Genomic DNA, 15121 nt, shown 5'->3' on the forward strand with positions numbered 1-15121 from the left:
GGCGGGGACAGTAGGGGACAGCGCACCAAGGGGGAGCGGATGTACGGCAGTTATCCCGGTCGGGGCCGCATACGCGCGGCCGTCCTGACGGCCACCGCGACAGGCGTGGCGGTGCTCCTGGCGGGCTGCTCCTCCAAGGGGGACGACGGCGGTGACAAGAAGCCCGCGCCGGTCAGCCAGCGGCCCAAGGCGGAAGACCCGTACTGGGTCAACCCGGACGGCAACGCGGCCAAGCAGGTCGCCGATTACACGGCCAAGGGCGACGACGGGAACGCCGAGCTGATCAAGAAGATCGCCGAACAGCCCGTCGGGGAGTGGATATCCCCCGACACCCCGCAGGAGCAGGCCAAGGGCTTCACCGAAGCGGCCACCAAGGCAGACCGGGACGCCCTGCTGGTCCTCTACAACGTGCCGCACCGCGACTGCGGCCAGTTCTCCAAGGGCGGCGCCTCGGACGGCGACGCGTACCGGCAGTGGGTCGACAAGGTCGCCCAGGGCATCGGGGACCGCCGCGCCACGGTGATCCTGGAGCCCGACGCCGTACTCCACCTCGTGGACGGCTGTACCCCCGCCGAGTTCCACGAGGAGCGCTACGACCTCCTCAAGGGAGCCGTCCAGCGGCTCAAGCAGCAGCCCGCCACCACGGTCTACCTCGACGCGGGCAACGCCGGCTGGCAGTCCCCCGACACCCTCTTCGAACCCCTCCAGCGGGCCGGTATCGCCGACGCGGACGGCTTCTCCGTCAACGTGTCCAACTTCTATCCGACGGACGCCAGTACGGACTTCGGCAAGCGGCTCTCCGCCAAGGTCGGCGGCAAGCCCTTCGTCATCGACACCAGCCGCAACGGCAACGGCCCCTACACCAAGGGCGATCCCAGCGAGAACTGGTGCAACCCGCCCGGCCGCGCACTGGGCGAACAGCCCACCACCACGACCGCCGACCCGCTCGTCAAGGCGTACCTGTGGATCAAGCGCCCCGGCGAGTCGGACGGCGACTGCAAGGGCGGTCCCAAGGCGGGCGACTGGTACGCGGAGTACGCCCTCGGCCTGGCCCGGAACGCCAAGTAACCGCGCGGAGAGACCTCATGAGCCCTTCCGGCCCGAACGCGAGCCCCCGGCCGCACCCGGTGGAGTCCGACCCCGCCGCCCTGGTGGAACGGGCCGGCCGCCTCATGGCCCGGCCCGGCCGCACCGTACTCGGCATCGTCGGCGCCCCGGCCGCGGGCAAGAGCACCCTGGCCGCACTCCTCGCCCGCGAACTGGGGCCCCGTGCGGCCCTGTTGCCCATGGACGGCTACCACCTGGCCAACTCCGTACTCGACGCCCTCGGCCGCCGCGACCGCAAGGGCGCCCCCGACACCTTCGACGCCCCGGGATACGCCGCGCTGCTGCGCCGCCTGCGCGCGGCGGAGGACGATGCCGGGAGCGGTCCGGAGACCGTCTACGCGCCGCGCTTCCACCGCGAGATCGAGGAGTCCATCGCGGGCGAGATCGCGATCGGCCCGGAGGTGCGGCTCGTCATCACCGAAGGCAACTACCTGCTGCTGCCGCAGGGCCCCTGGGCCCGAGTACGGCCGCTGCTGGACGAGTCCTGGTACGTGGAACCGGACGAGCCCCTACGCCTGCGACGCCTGGTCGACCGCCACATCCAGTTCGGCAAACCCCCGCGGGCCGCCCACGCCTGGGCACACGGCACCGACCAGCGCAACGCCGAACTGATCGCGACCACCCGCCCCCACGCCGACCTGGTGGTACGCCCGACCGACAACGACGCCGCCGCCGCGCACTGACGCTCACCGATGACGTCCCGGGTCAGCTCCCCGCCGGGCCCGGCTCCTGCGACGGACGGCAGGTGCCGGACGGCAAGTGCCGGATGTCAGACCGGCAGGCCCGGGGCCGGGTACGCCGTGAGCAGGTCGGCCACCTCGGTGCGGATCGTGGACAGGGCGTCCTCGTCCGCCGTCCGGGCCGCCGTGATGCCCCGGTCGATCCATGCCGCCACCGTCGCCATGTGCTCCGTGGACAGGCCGCGGGAGGTCAGGGACGGGGTGCCGATGCGGATGCCGGAGGGGTCGAAGGGCTTCCTCGGGTCGTACGGGACGGTGTTGTGGTTGACGACGATGCCCGCCCGGTCCAGGGCCTTCGCCGCGGTCTTGCCCGGGACGTCCTGCGCCGTGAGGTCGATCAGGAGGAGGTGGTTGTCGGTGCCGCCGGAGACCAGGTCGTAGCCCCGGGCCAGCAGTTCGTCGGCGAGGGCGGCGGCGTTCGCCACGACCGCGTGGGCGTAGTCACGGAAGGACGGGCGGGCCGCCTCGCGCAGGGCGACGGCGATGGCGGCGGTGGTCTGGTTGTGCGGGCCGCCCTGGAGACCGGGGAAGACCGCCTTGTCGATGGCCTTGGCGTGTTCCGCGCGGGACATGAGCATCGCGCCGCGCGGGCCGCGCAGGGTCTTGTGCGTGGTCGTCGAGACGACGTCCGCGTACGGAACGGGCGAGGGGTGGGCGCCGCCCGCGATCAGGCCGGCGATATGGGCGATGTCCGCGACGAGGACCGCGCCCGACTCCCGGGCGATCTCCGCGAAGGCCGGGAAGTCGATCGTGCGGGGGAGGGCCGTACCGCCACAGAAGATGATCTTCGGCCGCTCTTTGAGGGCCAGGTCGCGTACCTCGTCCAGATCGACCCGGCCGGTGTCCGCCCGCACCCCGTACCGCACGCCCCGGAACCATGTACCGGTCGCCGAGACGCCCCAGCCGTGGGTGAGGTGCCCGCCCATCGGCAGCGCCATGCCCATGACCGGGTCGCCGGGCCGGGCGAAGGCGAGATAGACGGCGAGGTTCGCCGGGGAACCGGAGTACGGCTGCACATTGGCGTGCTCGACGCCGAAGAGGGCCTTGGCGCGGGCCGCGGCGAGCAGCTCGACCTGGTCGATGACCTGCTGGCCCTCGTAGTAGCGCCGGCCGGGGTAGCCCTCGCTGTACTTGTTCTGGAGGACGGTGCCGGACGCCTCCAGCACCGCGCTCGACGCGTAGTTCTCGCTCGGGATGAGGCGCAGCGTGTCGGACTGGAGCCGCTCCTCGGCCCTGATCAGCGCCGCCAGTTCGGGGTCGGCGGCGCTGAGGGCGGGGTGGCGGTCCGCGGGGAGGTTGTCCGCGGCGTGGCGGTTCGTGGTGTGGCGGTTCTTCGGGTCGGGCGTCGTCATGGTGGGTCCTCCGGGGCGATCCGTCTGTTCGGTCGTCGTCCCGTCCCGGGCCGCCCGGTCACCTGCCCCGCCGCGCACCCGTACGGGACATGTCCCGTAGGTGCCCAGGCGGGCGGCACCCCGTGTGCTCGGCCCGCGCGGCTCCCCCGGGGTCGCTTCCCCGTGCGCCAGTCGCCGCGCGTCCCCGTCAGCTTAGCCCGCCCGCCCGCGAGCGCTACTGGACATCCACCCACACCGCCTCCGACGGCGTCCCCTTCCCGTCCGTCACGAAGAGCATGTACCAGCCGGCGGGGACCAGGGCCGAGTTCTTCGGGACCGTGACCTCGATGCCGTCCGCCGTCTTCTCGAAGTCGAGCGCGATCGTGCGCTGCTCCACGTCCGTGACATGGGTGACCGCGCTCGGGCGCATGAGTTTGGCGGTCTTGATGCCGGCGGGGTCCTTGGTCTTGAAGACGCCCGTCGCGCCGCGCTCGATCTCCTTCGGGCCGCCCGTGAGTTCGGGGCGGGAGTCCCGGTACAGGTAGGGCGGGGTGTAGATCTCGATGCGCTGCTCGAAGACGCCCGGCTTGGTGTTGGCCTTGTCCGCGTAGAGGGAGTCCGAGCCGAAGATCATCACGCGGCCGTCGGGCAGCAGCACCGACCCCGAGTGGTAGTTGCGGCCCACCGCCGGGTCGGCGACGCGGGTGTACGTCCCGGACACCGGGTCGTACGTACGGGCCTGGAGGACGTTGGAGCCGCCGCGGCCCCGGTAGTCCTCGGAGCCGCCGGTGACCAGGACGCTGTCGTCGGGGAGCAGCGAGGCGCTCGGGTAGCGGGTGCCCTTGTCGAGCGTCGGGCCGTCCTTGAAGCGCGGGTCGGGGTCCTTGAGGTCGACGAGCCGGGACTTCTCGCTGGACTTCTCCGACTCGCCGACCCCGCCGCCGCCGATGACCATGAACTTCTGGTCCTGCGCCGGCGGCAGCATCACCGTCGCCGAGGTCTCCATCTTGTCGGAATCGCTCAGCCCCGGGATCTTGTCGAACTTGTTCGTCTCCAGATCCCACACGCCCGGCGTGCGGCCGACGTCGGCCGGTCCGTACCCCGCGTTGGAGCCGCTGTAGAACAGCTTGCCGCTGTCCAGCAGGAAGACCGCCGGGTACGTGGGGAACTTACGGATGATCCCGGTGTACTCCCAGCTGCGGGTCTTCGGGTCGTAGATCTCGTCCTTGCCCGGGACGATCTGGCCGATCTCGTCCAGCCCGGACATCGCCAGGACCTTGCCGTCCTTGAGGGTGGTCAGCGTCGGGTACCAGCGGGCCTCGTTCATCGGGTCGACGCTGATGTACTTCTCCGCCACCGGATCGAACTCGTACGCCTCCTTGATGCCCTGGAAGTCCTTCTTGTCCAGCGCCAGCTTCTGCGCGATGCCGTACACGTTGCGGGCGTCGGAGCCCTTCATGCCGTGCACCCGGTAGTTGTCCTCGGCGCCGGTCTCGTACTTCGTGCCGGACTGGCGGGCCTCGACGTAGATACGGCCGAGACCGGCCTCGGTCCGCAGGAAGGCGCCCGTGTCCGGGTCGAAGATCTTCTTGGCCTTCTCGACCAGGATCGGGTCCTTGGAGACGAACGTCTTGTTGTTCTCCTTGCCCGTGAACACCGTCCCGGCGGGCAGGGTGATCGGCTTGTCCGGGTCCTCGTTGTGGACGACCATCAGGCCGCCCGCCTTGGTGATGTCGCCCTTGAGCTTCTCGTACCGCTTCGTACCGCCCGCCACCAGCAGGTTCCCGTCGGGCAGCTGGGTGTGCCCGGAGCAGAACATGTCCTTCGGGGTGGGGATCATCTTGTACGAGTCGTCCACCGGGTCCCAGAGCACCGACTCGAACTTGCCCGCGTCGAAGTTCTTCTGGTTGTTCCCGGAGCCGGCGATCAGCAGCACCTTGCCGGTGTGGAGCAGCGAGGCGTGGATCGAGTTGATCCGGAACTCCGCCGGGACGTCGAGGAAGTCCCAGTGGCCGTTGGCCGCCTTGTAGTCAGGCCGGTTGATCTTGTACTCGTGGTACTGCTGCGAGCTGAACCGGTAGAGGGCGGGTCCGTTGAACCCGGCAACCGCGACCACGACGGCGGCGCCTATCGCTATGCGCCGTGCGCGGTTCTTGCGGTGGTTCTGTTGCCGGACGGGAATCGCACTCATTTCTTACGTCCCCCAAGGGAAATCCGCGTTGCTGTCTGATCGTTGGTCACCGGGAGAGGCGCGGTCGCCGGGGTTCCGGCGGCCGCCGAGGTTCCGGGAAGGGGTGAGGGCAGTACGGCGGTCCGCGGACCCGTCGCGGGCCCGGCCGGACCCGCGTGCCGCGCTCCGCCACCGTGGGCTCCGCCACCGGGCGCTCCGCCACCGCGCCGCGCCCGGCGCTTCTTCTTCTCGTCGCGCATGCCCAGCCGCCAGACGATGATCGGCGCCGCCGTGATCAGCATGGCCAGCGTCGCCCAGGTGACCATCGCCGGGTGGGAGTGCCCGTTGAAGAAGGACGCGCCGATCGATCCGCCGAAGACCACGATGAAGAAGAGATGGATACGGAACGTACCGAACAGCGTGTCCGGACTGGACGAGTCGCCCTTCGGCGTCACCACGAACTTGCTCTTGCGGTGCAGTACGGCGTCCATCAGCGACCGGGCGTAGAGCGGCGCGGACATCGCGGACATCGCCATGCCGGCCAGTCCGCCGGAGCCCTCCGGCTCGTGCGGCGAGACGTTGTGGCGCCGGTTCCAGACGTAGAGGCCGATCTGGAGGGCCGAGGCGTTGCCGTAGAGCATCATCCAGATCGTCGGGTCGATCTGCACGCCCGAGGCGCCCATGCCCAGGAACAGCGCGCAGCTCAGCGCCGCCAGGATCCAGTTGAGGGCGGACATCGGGTAGAAGATGATCATCATCGTGTAGTTGAAGAGTTTGCCGGGCGGCAGCGTGGTGAAGCCGCGCCAGTACTGCCGCAGGATCGTGTCGTACGTCCCGCGCGACCAGCGCAGCTGCTGCGTGAAGAAGTCCGTCCAGGCGGTCGGGCCCTCGCCGACGGCCAGCACGTCCGGGGTGTAGACCGAGCGCCACTTGCGGCCGGTGGCCGGGTTCTTGTGGCGGTGGATCTCGAAGCCCGTCGCCATGTCCTCGGTGATCGAGTCGTACAGACCGCCGATCTGCTTCAGCGCCTTGATCCGCACCGCGTTGCTCGTGCCGACGAACATGGGCGCGCCGTAGCGGTTGCCCGCGCGCTGGATCAGGGCGTGGAAGAGGAACTGCTGCGACTCGGCGGCCTTGGTGACGAACGAGTCGTAGTTGCCGTAGACCTGCGGTCCGATGACGAAGCCGACGTCCGGGTCGCGGAAGTAACCGAGCATCCGCTCCAGATAGTTCGGCATCGGGATGTGGTCGGTGTCGACGGAGGCGAAGTAGTCGTAGTCGTCACCGTGCGCGTCGAGCCAGGCGTTGTAGTTGCCGTGCTTCGTCTTGGCGCGGTGCGGGCCCTTCGCCTGGTTCCACTCGGCGATGCCCTTGCGCGAGAAGTGGCGTACCCCCAGGCGCGCGCAGACCTCCTTGACCGCCGGGTCGTCGCCCTCGTCGAGCAGCCATACGTGCATCAGCCCGCGGTGCCGGATCCGTACCGCGGCCTCCAGGGTCTTCGTCACCATCTCCAGGGGCTCCTTGCCCGGTACGAAGGAGGTGAGGAAGGCGACCCGGGTGTCGGGCTCGGGGATGACCGGGACGGGATCGCGGGCCACCAGCGTCGCGTGCGCGTTGGAGAGCACGTTCATCGTCCGGAACAGCTCGATCAGTCCGATCGAGACGAGCATCACGATGTCGAGGACGAGGAGCGTGTCGTTCTTCAGGTTCGGATCGCGCTCGGTCCAGTGCTGGGGCTGCATCAGCCACACGAAGAGACCGAGCGAGAGCAGCGGGGCGGCACCGAGCAGCAGCGCGGCCCGGATCCGGTGCGGCTCCTGGGAGAGCAGCGAGCGGTACTGCACCTTGTACGGCTTCGCGGGGTCGGGGCGCGTGAGAGGTCCGGCGAGCCTGCTGTAGTGCTCGTAGTCGTACTTGGGCAGCTCGGTCTTCTTGGGGCGCTGTCTCTGCCCGCCCCTTCTGAGCTGGGCGGGAAGCCGCAGCTGTGTGGTCCGGGAAACGTCGCTGTCCCGCGGATCGCCGGCCGGCGTCGACGTCATGAGTCCATCCCCCCGCACGCACTTCGCTGCGTGTCTGGTCGATCGGTTCGTCCGGAATGGTCCCCCTCGACCATCACCCCGGACGCGTCAATTGCGCCCCCTGTCCGGTATGGACAGAAACGGCGGCCGTTCGGTTGCGTGATGCGACGACGACGGCCATGCGTGACGCGGAAGCCCCCCTGCCCCGTCGGACCCCTCCGTCGGGACAACTCCTCGTGCCGTGTCCAACTGTTCGGACCGCATGCCCCATTGGGGTCAATGGGTTCAGGATAGGTTCTCCGACCCCCGTCGTGATCGCAAGGAAGAAAAAGGCCGAATGTAGGTCATTTGAGCGATTTGAGCGACCGGTGTGACGGATGTGTGATGGATGTGATGGCGACCATGCGCCATCGTTCACAGGTTTCGAGGGCATGTGTACGGGGTTGAGCGCGCGGGTGTGAGCCGCCCCACGAACCGGGCAGGCCCGGTGAACACGGCGGAGCCGGCGGGCGGCCCGGTCGCCGGACGCGCGGGCGTCGCGCGGAAATCGCCGCCGGGTGAACGAGCGAAGCCCCTTCACGCGTGGTGAAGGGGCTTGCGCTGTGCGTGCGCCGCCAGGGACTCGAACCCCGGACCCGCTGATTAAGAGTCAGCTGCTCTAACCAACTGAGCTAGCGGCGCCTGCTGACCTGGAGAACTCTACCCGATCGGAGCGAGTGGCTCCGACCATTTGATGGGTGTTGCGGCCTGTCGGATTGTCTTTTCTTACCTTTGATCCGTCAAAATGCGACTTGTCTGGACAGTTGAGAAACTGGCGCCCGTGCAGACGCGTCAAAAGATCTTGATGAGTGTGGAGGGGATCGCATGACCGTCCCGGTCTTCGAGGAGTACGAGCCCGCTCTCGACTGCCCCTGCGCAGGGTGTGCCGAGCGACGGCGGGATCTGGCCAGAGGGCTGCCGGTACGAGCCGGTGGCCACCCGGCCGCGCACGGCGTGCGCCGCGCGCTCGTCCTGGCGACCGCCGCCGGGGTCGCGCTCGGCGCCACCGGTGTCGGCGCCGACTCGGCGCGGGCGGCGGCAGCGCCGGCCAGCCCGCAGACCGGGCCGTCCCTGCTCGACGCGGCCGCACAGGGTGCCGCCGCGCTGCCCGCCGCCCCCGACCCGGACACCCCGCAGGGCGGCAGCGCGCCCCTGCACGGGCGTCCGCTGCCGGGGCCCGGCTCCAGCCATCCGTCGGCCGAGCTGCGCAAGTCCACCCGGGCCGACATCATCAACCGCGCCAAGCGGTGGGTGAACGCGAAGGTGCCGTACAGCATGGAGAAGTTCTGGTCGGACGGCTACCGGCAGGACTGCTCCGGCTATGTCTCGATGGCCTGGAACCTCGAAGGCAACGAGTGGACGGGCAGCCTCGCGCAGTTCGGGGTGCGGATCGAGCGCGAGGAACTCCAGCCCGGCGACATCCTGCTCTTCCACAATCCGGCCGACCCGAACAAGGGGTCGCACGTCACGATCTTCGGCGGCTGGACCGACTACACGCACTCGTCCTACGTGGCGTACGAGCAGACGAAGCCGCACACCCGCTCGCAGGCGACGCCGATGGCGTACTGGAGCAATTCCAGCCGGTACGTGCCCTACCGCTACAAGGGGCTGGCCGAATCCTCCGACGGCAAGGGCCCGGGACCGGATACGGGTACGGGCGCGGGTTCGGGCAAACCCACCGGCACCGGCGCCTCGGCGACGTTCCCCGGAGCGTCCTCCTTCGGCCCCGGCGCCAACAACAAGTACGTCACCCAGCTCGGCCAGATGCTGGTGGAGCGCGGCGGCAAGCGCTTCTACACCCAGGGCCCGGGGCCGCGCTGGAGCGAGGCGGACCGCCGCGCGACCCAGGCGTTCCAGCGGGCGCAGGGCTGGCGCGGCCCGGACGCGGACGGGCTGCCCGGCCGGGACACCTGGCGCTATCTGGTGAACGGACTGGGCAAGAACATCCCGGCCGCGGGCGCGGGCGGCAGTCCGGGGGTGAGCGCGAGCGCCGGAGCGCAGGGCGCGAGCGCCCAGGGCGGCAGCGGCGCGCAGGTGAGCGCGGGCGCGCCCGCGTACCCGGGAGGCGCGTACTTCCGGCCGGGCCGCTCCAGCACGCATGTCGCCGAACTCGGCAAGCAGCTCGTGCGCAAGGGCTTCGGCAAGCACTACTCCACGGGCCCCGGCCCCCGGTGGACCGAGGCCGACCGGCGCAATGTCGAGGCGTTCCAACGCGCCCAGGGCTGGCGCGGCGCCGAGGCCGACGGCTACCCGGGCCCGCAGACCTGGCGGCGACTCTTCGCATGACGGAGGCAAGGATGACCACGACGACCCCGCAACCGAACGACGAAGGGCCCGACCTGCGAGGCGTGTTCGCCGTACGGCCCGAGTCGTTCCCGGCGGACGCCGGCTACGGAGGCCCCGGCGAGGACGTACCCGCCCCGGGGATCCGGCCGCAGGAGCCGGTGATCGAGCACGCGGAAGGTACGGGTGCCGCGGAACACGCGGTGGACGCGGATGCGGACGCGAGGGAGGGGGAGACGAGGGACAGGAGAGATGTGCGGGACGTGTGGGACGTGTGGGACACGGACGGTACGGCGGACACCGAGCCGCGCAGGGAGCCGGTCGCCGCGTCGGTGGCCGCGCCGCTCTTCGCCGCCGACCCGGACTTCGACCCGGACCCCGACCCCGACCCCGACCCGGAACCGGTCACCGCTGCCGACCTCGCCCCTGATTCCGACCTCGGCCTCGACCCTGCTCCCGACTCCGACTCCGACTCCGACTCCGATCCTGCTTCCGCTTCCGCCTCCGCGACGAGTCCCGCCGACACCGCGCTCCTCGCCCCGTGGGAACTGCCCGTCCCTCTGACCCTAGGCGGCGGCGCCGACAGGGCCACGGACAGTGGCCCCCGCGAAACGGGTCTCCGCGAAACGGATGCGCACGAAACGGGTCCGCGCGAGACCGGTTTCCGCGAGACCAGTCCCCGCGAGACCGCCTCCGGCACCGCCCCCGGCCCGCGCACCGGCGCCGCCCTCGCCGACGGCGGCCGGCCGCCCCGGTGGAGTCCGCTCATCGTCGGGGAGAGCACCCACGAGATCCCCGTCCACCTCCTCTTCCGCGACGAGGCCGACCGCCCCGACGCGGGAACGGGCCGCCCCGCGATGCCCAGGCCCACCGTCATCGGCCGCCGTTGGGGCTCCGGCGAGCAGCCCCGGGTACGGGAGCGGCCGCCCGTACCCGTACCCGTACCCGTCGTACCGGCGCGAGCCGCTCCGTCCGGTGATCCGAAGCTGGCCGAGCGGCCGGGGCCCGTGCTCCCCGGCTGGGCCGCCGTGCTCACCGGATGCGCGGCGCTGCTCGCGTGCGTGGCGGTGGCGTGGTGGTGCGGGGCCCTGCCGGACGCGGTGACCGGGGCGTTCCGGCTGCCGTCCCGTCCGTACCACGGCGTCGGGGTCGGGACATGGGCCCTGCTCGCGCTCGGCGCGACGGTCGCGCTCCTCGCCTTCGGCGGGCTCGGTCGCGGCCGGGTCGGGCACGCGTGGGTGCTGACGCTCTTCGGCGACTACCGGGGGAGCGTGCGCCGTACGGGACTGCTCTGGGTGAGCCCGCTCCTGCTGCGCCGCGGAGTGGACGTACGGCTGCGCCACTGGCGCAGCGAGCCGATGCCCGCCGTCGACTCGAACGGTACGGCGCTGCGCGTGGTCGTCCTGGTGGTCTGGCGGGTCAGGGACACGGTCCGCGCGGCGCTCGGGGTCCAGGACCACGAGGAGTATCTGCGGGAGCAGGTGGAGGCGGCGATGGCGCGGGTGCTCTCCCAGCTGCCCGCCGACGCCTTCCACGACGAGGCGCCGACGCTGCGGAACGCCGAGGCGGTGGGCGACGCGCTGACGCGGATGCTGGCGGCGGAGTGCCGGCCCGTCGGGGTCGATGTCTTCTCGGCCCAGCCGACCCGGATCGAGTACGCGCCGGAGATCGCCGCCGCCATACAGCGCAGCCGGATCGCCGCGATCGACGCCAAGCACCGGGACAGCGTGCTGACATCGGTGGTGGACGCGGTGGACGACACCGTCAGCCGGCTGACCTCGCGCGGGCTGGTCGAGCTGGACGACTACGAGCGCAAGGCGCTGGTCAAGGATCTGACCGTGGCCTTCTACACGGGACGGCAGGGGGTCGGCGAGAGGCTGTGACCCGGCCGGGATGACGGGTGGGGATGCCGGGACGACGGTGGGGTGACGGTGGGGCGCGGCCCGTGGACGACGGGCCGCGCCCCACCGCGATGTCTCGCCACGACTGCCGGGAATGGTCTGGACCTGATCTGTTTTTGATATGGACATGGCCAAGTGCTGTCCATATCCTGAGGCTTGGTCTAGACCGCAGACCGTTCCGTCTGTTCCTCCCGCACGCGTGCGGCACGGCTCACCGAACTCCCCACGTTCTCTGGAGCGAAGCATGCGAAAGAAGATAGGCGCGGCCGTGGTCGGCCTCGCGATCGCCGGCGTGTCCCTGTTCGCCACGGGCAGCGCCAGCAGCCACGGCTACACCGACTCACCCGTCAGCCGGCAGAAGCTCTGTGCCAACGGCACCGTGACCAACTGCGGCAACATCCAGTGGGAGCCGCAGAGCGTCGAGGGCCCCAAGGGCTTCCCGGCCGCCGGCCCCGCCGACGGCAAGATCTGCTCGGGCGGCAACGGGCAGTTCGCGCAACTCGACGATCAGCGCGGCGGCACGGGATGGCCCACCACCAAGGTGTCGAGCGGCCAGAGCTACAACTTCCGCTGGCAGTTCACCGCCCGGCACGCCACGACCGACTTCAAGTACTACATCACCAAGACCGGCTGGAACGCGTCCCAGCCGCTCACCCGTGCGGCACTGGACGCGCAGCCGTTCCTGACCGTGCCGTACAACAACCAGCAGCCGCCGGAGACGCTTTCGCACTCGGGGACGCTGCCCTCGAAGTCGGGACGGCACATGATCGTGGCCGTCTGGACCATCGCGGACACGTCGAACGCGTTCTACGCCTGTTCCGACGTGCAGTTCTGACGGATCGTCCGTGATCCGACCGCCCGGGGGCGTGCAGTCCGCCCCCGGGCGGTTTGTTCCCGGCGCGGGGGCACGGCGGGGGCGGCAGGGACGGCGGGGGACCGCTAACAAGCCATTTTCCCTACGGAGTTCGGCCTTCGGCGCGTTTGGCGACACCTGAAGGCTGGGCACCATTCCCGCGACGGTCATCGCGCGTAGAACCGTGCGACAGCCGCGGAGTTCACGCTGTGGTCGCTCCGTGCCGCCCCGGGTCCGGAGCGTCTTCCCCCCCACTTCCGCCCGGAGGTTTTCCGTCATGCGCAGACGCCTCGCCCTTCCGCTCGTCAGCGTCGCCCTCTCCTTCGCCACGGTCCTGCTGACCACCACTCAGGCCACCGCCGCTCCGGCCGACAAGCCCCAGGTGCTCAGCAACTGGACCCAGACCAGTGCCGCCAGTTACAACACCTGGCTCGCCGCCCGGAACAACCAGGGCGCCTGGTCGGCCTACGCGTTCGACTGGTCCACGGACTACTGCTCGTCCTCGCCGGACAACCCCTTCGGCTTCCCCTTCAAGACCGCCTGCGCCCGTCATGACTTCGGTTACCGCAACTACAAGGCGGCCGGCACGTTCAGCGGCAACAAGGCCCGGATCGACTCCGCGTTCTACGAGGACCTGAAGCGGGTCTGCTCGGCGTACTCGGGTGCGACGAAGACGTCCTGCGACGGCACGGCGTGGACGTACTACCACGCGGTCGACATCTTCGGCGTGGCCCCGGCGAACGGCACCCCGGCGGACGCCGCTCCGGCCGCCGCCGCGTAGCACCCGGAAAACGGCAGAGGCCAAAAAAGTGGGGCCCCTCGCTCCCGCGAGAGGCCCCACCCTGTCTGTGCGCCGCCAGGGACTCGAACCCCGGACCCGCTGATTAAGAGTCAGCTGCTCTAACCAACTGAGCTAGCGGCGCCTGCTGACTCGAAAATAATACCCGCCCCCGGGGAGTGCTCCGAACCAGCCACTCCCGATCAGCCACTCCCGATCAGCCACTCCCGCCCGTGACAGGGCCTGGGCCCCGTCCGCGACCTCGCCAGCGGGCGTCGGAGCCGGCCGTTCGCAGGGCTCGTTGTCAGTGCCGGGTGGGAGACTGCGCGGCATGGTCGAATCGAACCCGAAAGCGGACCTTCTCCGCTACCTTCAGGACGCTCGGGACTCCTTGCTGTGGAAGCTGGAGGGGCTCTCCGAGTACGACATCCGCCGCCCCTTCACGCCGACCGGCACCAACCTGTTGGGCCTGGTCAAGCACGCCGCCAGCGTGGAGCTGGGCTACCTCGGCGACGTGTTCGGACGGCCGTACTTCGACGAGGAGAGCCGCCCTTCCTGGTGGTACACGGAGACCGACGAGCCCAACGTGGACATGTGGGCCACCGAGGACGAGTCCCGTGAACAGATCGCGGACCTGTACCGGCAGGCATGGAAGCACTCCAACGGCACGATCGAAGCGCTGGACCTGGACGCGACCGGATACGTCTCGTGGTGGGCCGAGGGGCAACGCGAGGTGACGCTGCACCACGCCGTCGTGCGCGTGATCGGCGATGCTCAGCGCCACGCCGGCCACGCCGATATCGGGCGCGAGCTCATGGACGGGTCAGTCGGCTGGTTGCGGGGCAAGGACAGCCTGCCACCCGGTGATTCCGCGTGGTGGGAGGGGTACCGGGGCCGACTGGAGCGGGTGGCGCGGGAGGCCGGCGGGGGCTGATCCCGGCGGGGGACGGTGCGGTGCCCGGGTGACGGCTGCTCGTCGGACGTGGTCCGTCCTAGATCGTCAGCGCCAGTGCCAGCGGGGCCGCCCTGCGGTTCAGCGTCTCGGCCGCCGCGCGCAGGCGGTGCATCTGTTCGAGCGGGAGGGAGAGTGCCAGGCAGCCGACGGTGGAGCCCGCCGTCAGCGGGACCGCCGCGCAGATGGTGCCGAGCGCGTACTCCTGGAGGTCGAGTACGGGCATGGTCGGCGGGTGGCCGTCGAGGCGGGAGAGGAGCAGCCGCTCGCTGGTGATCGTCCGCGAGGTGAACCGGGCGATCCGGTGGCGGGTCAGATGGTCCTTGCGGCCGTCGCGGTCCAATTGGCCGATCAGGCACTTGCCGATCGCGCTGGCGTGGCCGGTCGCCCGGAAGTCCACGTACTCGTTGACCGCCGGGGTGAGCGGACCGTCCGCGACCTCGGTGACCCGGATCTCGCCGTCGACGTACCGGCTGACGTAGACCGCCGCGCCGATTTCGTCGCGCAGCTCGCCGAGGCCGTCCTGGAGCCGGGCGGCCAGCGCCTGGCGCCGGTCGGTGCCCGAGCCGAGCAGGGCCAGCGAGTCACCGATCACATAGGCGCCGTCCGGGATCTGCTCCACGTACCCCTCGCGCCGCAGCATCGACAGCAGCGGGGCGAGGTGTGCGGCCGGCAGTCCGCTCTCCCGGGCGATCCGGGTGTCGGTCACCCCGCCGCCGTACTTGGAAACGGTCTCCAGGACGCGCAGGACGTAGCGCACCGAGTGGAACGGCGCGGTCGGTTCCGGCTTCAGCACCACGGTTCCCCCTAGCAGGTTGTGACCGCAAGCTCACGACCACGATAACCGCCAAGAGTCCGCCACGGGCGCCCTGTTGACCGCGGATCAGGGTGCGGCCCAGGCCGCTGTACTGGGCCGCACCACTCTGGCATATGCCAGCGGAATACTTGC

Annotated in this window: 11 protein-coding genes and 2 tRNA genes; 7 read left to right on the forward strand and 6 right to left on the reverse strand. The window is 70.4% G+C overall.

The window, feature by feature from the left end:
- The first annotated feature begins 39 nt into the window (after positions 1 to 39).
- Both OG627_RS22800 and OG627_RS22805 read left to right on the forward strand, forming a co-directional pair.
- Complete coding sequence (locus OG627_RS22800; protein WP_329067930.1) at positions 40 to 1068, forward strand: glycoside hydrolase family 6 protein; 1029 nt, start codon at positions 40 to 42, stop codon at positions 1066 to 1068.
- 17 nt (positions 1069 to 1085) lie between these two features.
- Entirely contained in the window at positions 1086 to 1790 is a 705-nt protein-coding gene (locus OG627_RS22805; RefSeq protein ID WP_329067932.1) for a nucleoside/nucleotide kinase family protein, read from the forward strand.
- Between the two features lie 86 nt (positions 1791 to 1876).
- Here the strand turns inward: OG627_RS22805 and glyA are convergent, their stop codons facing one another.
- From glyA to OG627_RS22825, 4 genes are all read right to left on the reverse strand, one after another.
- A complete protein-coding gene (gene glyA, locus OG627_RS22810) occupies positions 1877 to 3199 on the reverse strand; it encodes a serine hydroxymethyltransferase (protein ID WP_329067934.1) in 1323 nt (440 codons plus the stop codon).
- A gap of 214 nt (positions 3200 to 3413) precedes the next feature.
- A complete protein-coding gene (locus OG627_RS22815) occupies positions 3414 to 5369 on the reverse strand; it encodes a kelch motif-containing protein (protein ID WP_329067936.1) in 1956 nt (651 codons plus the stop codon).
- Positions 5366 to 7387 (reverse strand): glycosyltransferase family 2 protein, encoded by a 2022-nt coding sequence (locus tag OG627_RS22820; RefSeq protein ID WP_329067939.1) that lies wholly within the window; start codon positions 7385 to 7387, stop codon positions 5366 to 5368. Before OG627_RS22820 ends, OG627_RS22815 begins: the two co-directional genes overlap by 4 nt.
- Before the next feature lie 586 nt (positions 7388 to 7973).
- Positions 7974 to 8047, reverse strand: a tRNA-Lys gene (locus OG627_RS22825).
- Positions 8048 to 8230: 183 nt separating this feature from the next.
- Between OG627_RS22825 and OG627_RS22830 the strand changes: the two genes are divergently transcribed.
- The 4 genes from OG627_RS22830 (at position 8231) to OG627_RS22845 (ending at position 13223) form a co-directional block, all read left to right on the forward strand.
- Positions 8231 to 9691 carry a peptidoglycan-binding protein gene (locus tag OG627_RS22830; protein WP_329067941.1) on the forward strand — a complete coding sequence of 487 codons (1461 nt, stop codon included), beginning with the start codon at positions 8231 to 8233 and terminating at the stop codon, positions 9689 to 9691.
- Positions 9692 to 9702: 11 nt separating this feature from the next.
- Positions 9703 to 11571, forward strand: coding sequence for an SPFH domain-containing protein (locus tag OG627_RS22835; protein ID WP_329067943.1), 1869 nt, complete (start codon positions 9703 to 9705; stop codon positions 11569 to 11571).
- 262 nt (positions 11572 to 11833) lie between these two features.
- A complete protein-coding gene (locus OG627_RS22840; protein ID WP_329067945.1) occupies positions 11834 to 12424 on the forward strand; it encodes a lytic polysaccharide monooxygenase auxiliary activity family 9 protein in 591 nt (196 codons plus the stop codon).
- A gap of 295 nt (positions 12425 to 12719) precedes the next feature.
- Entirely contained in the window at positions 12720 to 13223 is a 504-nt protein-coding gene (locus OG627_RS22845) for a phospholipase (protein ID WP_329067947.1), read from the forward strand.
- 68 nt (positions 13224 to 13291) lie between these two features.
- On the opposite strand, the gene OG627_RS22850 is transcribed toward OG627_RS22845, so the two are convergent.
- A tRNA-Lys gene (locus OG627_RS22850) sits at positions 13292 to 13365 on the reverse strand.
- Between the two features lie 186 nt (positions 13366 to 13551).
- On the opposite strand from OG627_RS22850, the gene OG627_RS22855 reads away from it, so the two are divergent.
- Positions 13552 to 14154: a DinB family protein gene (locus OG627_RS22855; RefSeq protein WP_329067949.1), complete on the forward strand. Its 603-nt coding sequence runs from the start codon at positions 13552 to 13554 to the stop codon at positions 14152 to 14154.
- A gap of 58 nt (positions 14155 to 14212) precedes the next feature.
- On the opposite strand, the gene OG627_RS22860 is transcribed toward OG627_RS22855, so the two are convergent.
- Positions 14213 to 14971, reverse strand: a complete 759-nt coding sequence (locus OG627_RS22860) for an IclR family transcriptional regulator (RefSeq protein WP_329067951.1) — start codon at positions 14969 to 14971, stop codon at positions 14213 to 14215.
- Positions 14972 to 15121: the final 150 nt, after the last annotated feature.

This window comes from Streptomyces sp. NBC_01429, assembly GCF_036231945.1.
Classification (GTDB): domain Bacteria; phylum Actinomycetota; class Actinomycetes; order Streptomycetales; family Streptomycetaceae; genus Streptomyces.

Excerpts from the sequence above, each read along its gene's own strand:
- OG627_RS22820 (WP_329067939.1), bottom strand. The coding sequence starts at position 7,387 with ATGACGTCGACGCCGGCCGGCGATCCGCGGGACAGCGACGTTTCCCGG.
- OG627_RS22815 (WP_329067936.1), bottom strand. The coding sequence starts at position 5,369 with ATGAGTGCGATTCCCGTCCGGCAACAGAACCACCGCAAGAACCGCGCA.
- OG627_RS22845 (WP_329067947.1), top strand. The coding sequence starts at position 12,720 with ATGCGCAGACGCCTCGCCCTTCCGCTCGTCAGCGTCGCCCTCTCCTTC.
- OG627_RS22840 (WP_329067945.1), top strand. The coding sequence starts at position 11,834 with ATGCGAAAGAAGATAGGCGCGGCCGTGGTCGGCCTCGCGATCGCCGGC.
- OG627_RS22835 (WP_329067943.1), top strand. The coding sequence starts at position 9,703 with ATGACCACGACGACCCCGCAACCGAACGACGAAGGGCCCGACCTGCGA.
- OG627_RS22855 (WP_329067949.1), top strand. The coding sequence starts at position 13,552 with ATGGTCGAATCGAACCCGAAAGCGGACCTTCTCCGCTACCTTCAGGAC.
- OG627_RS22805 (WP_329067932.1), top strand. The coding sequence starts at position 1,086 with ATGAGCCCTTCCGGCCCGAACGCGAGCCCCCGGCCGCACCCGGTGGAG.
- glyA (WP_329067934.1), bottom strand. The coding sequence starts at position 3,199 with ATGACGACGCCCGACCCGAAGAACCGCCACACCACGAACCGCCACGCC.
- OG627_RS22800 (WP_329067930.1), top strand. The coding sequence starts at position 40 with ATGTACGGCAGTTATCCCGGTCGGGGCCGCATACGCGCGGCCGTCCTG.
- OG627_RS22830 (WP_329067941.1), top strand. The coding sequence starts at position 8,231 with ATGACCGTCCCGGTCTTCGAGGAGTACGAGCCCGCTCTCGACTGCCCC.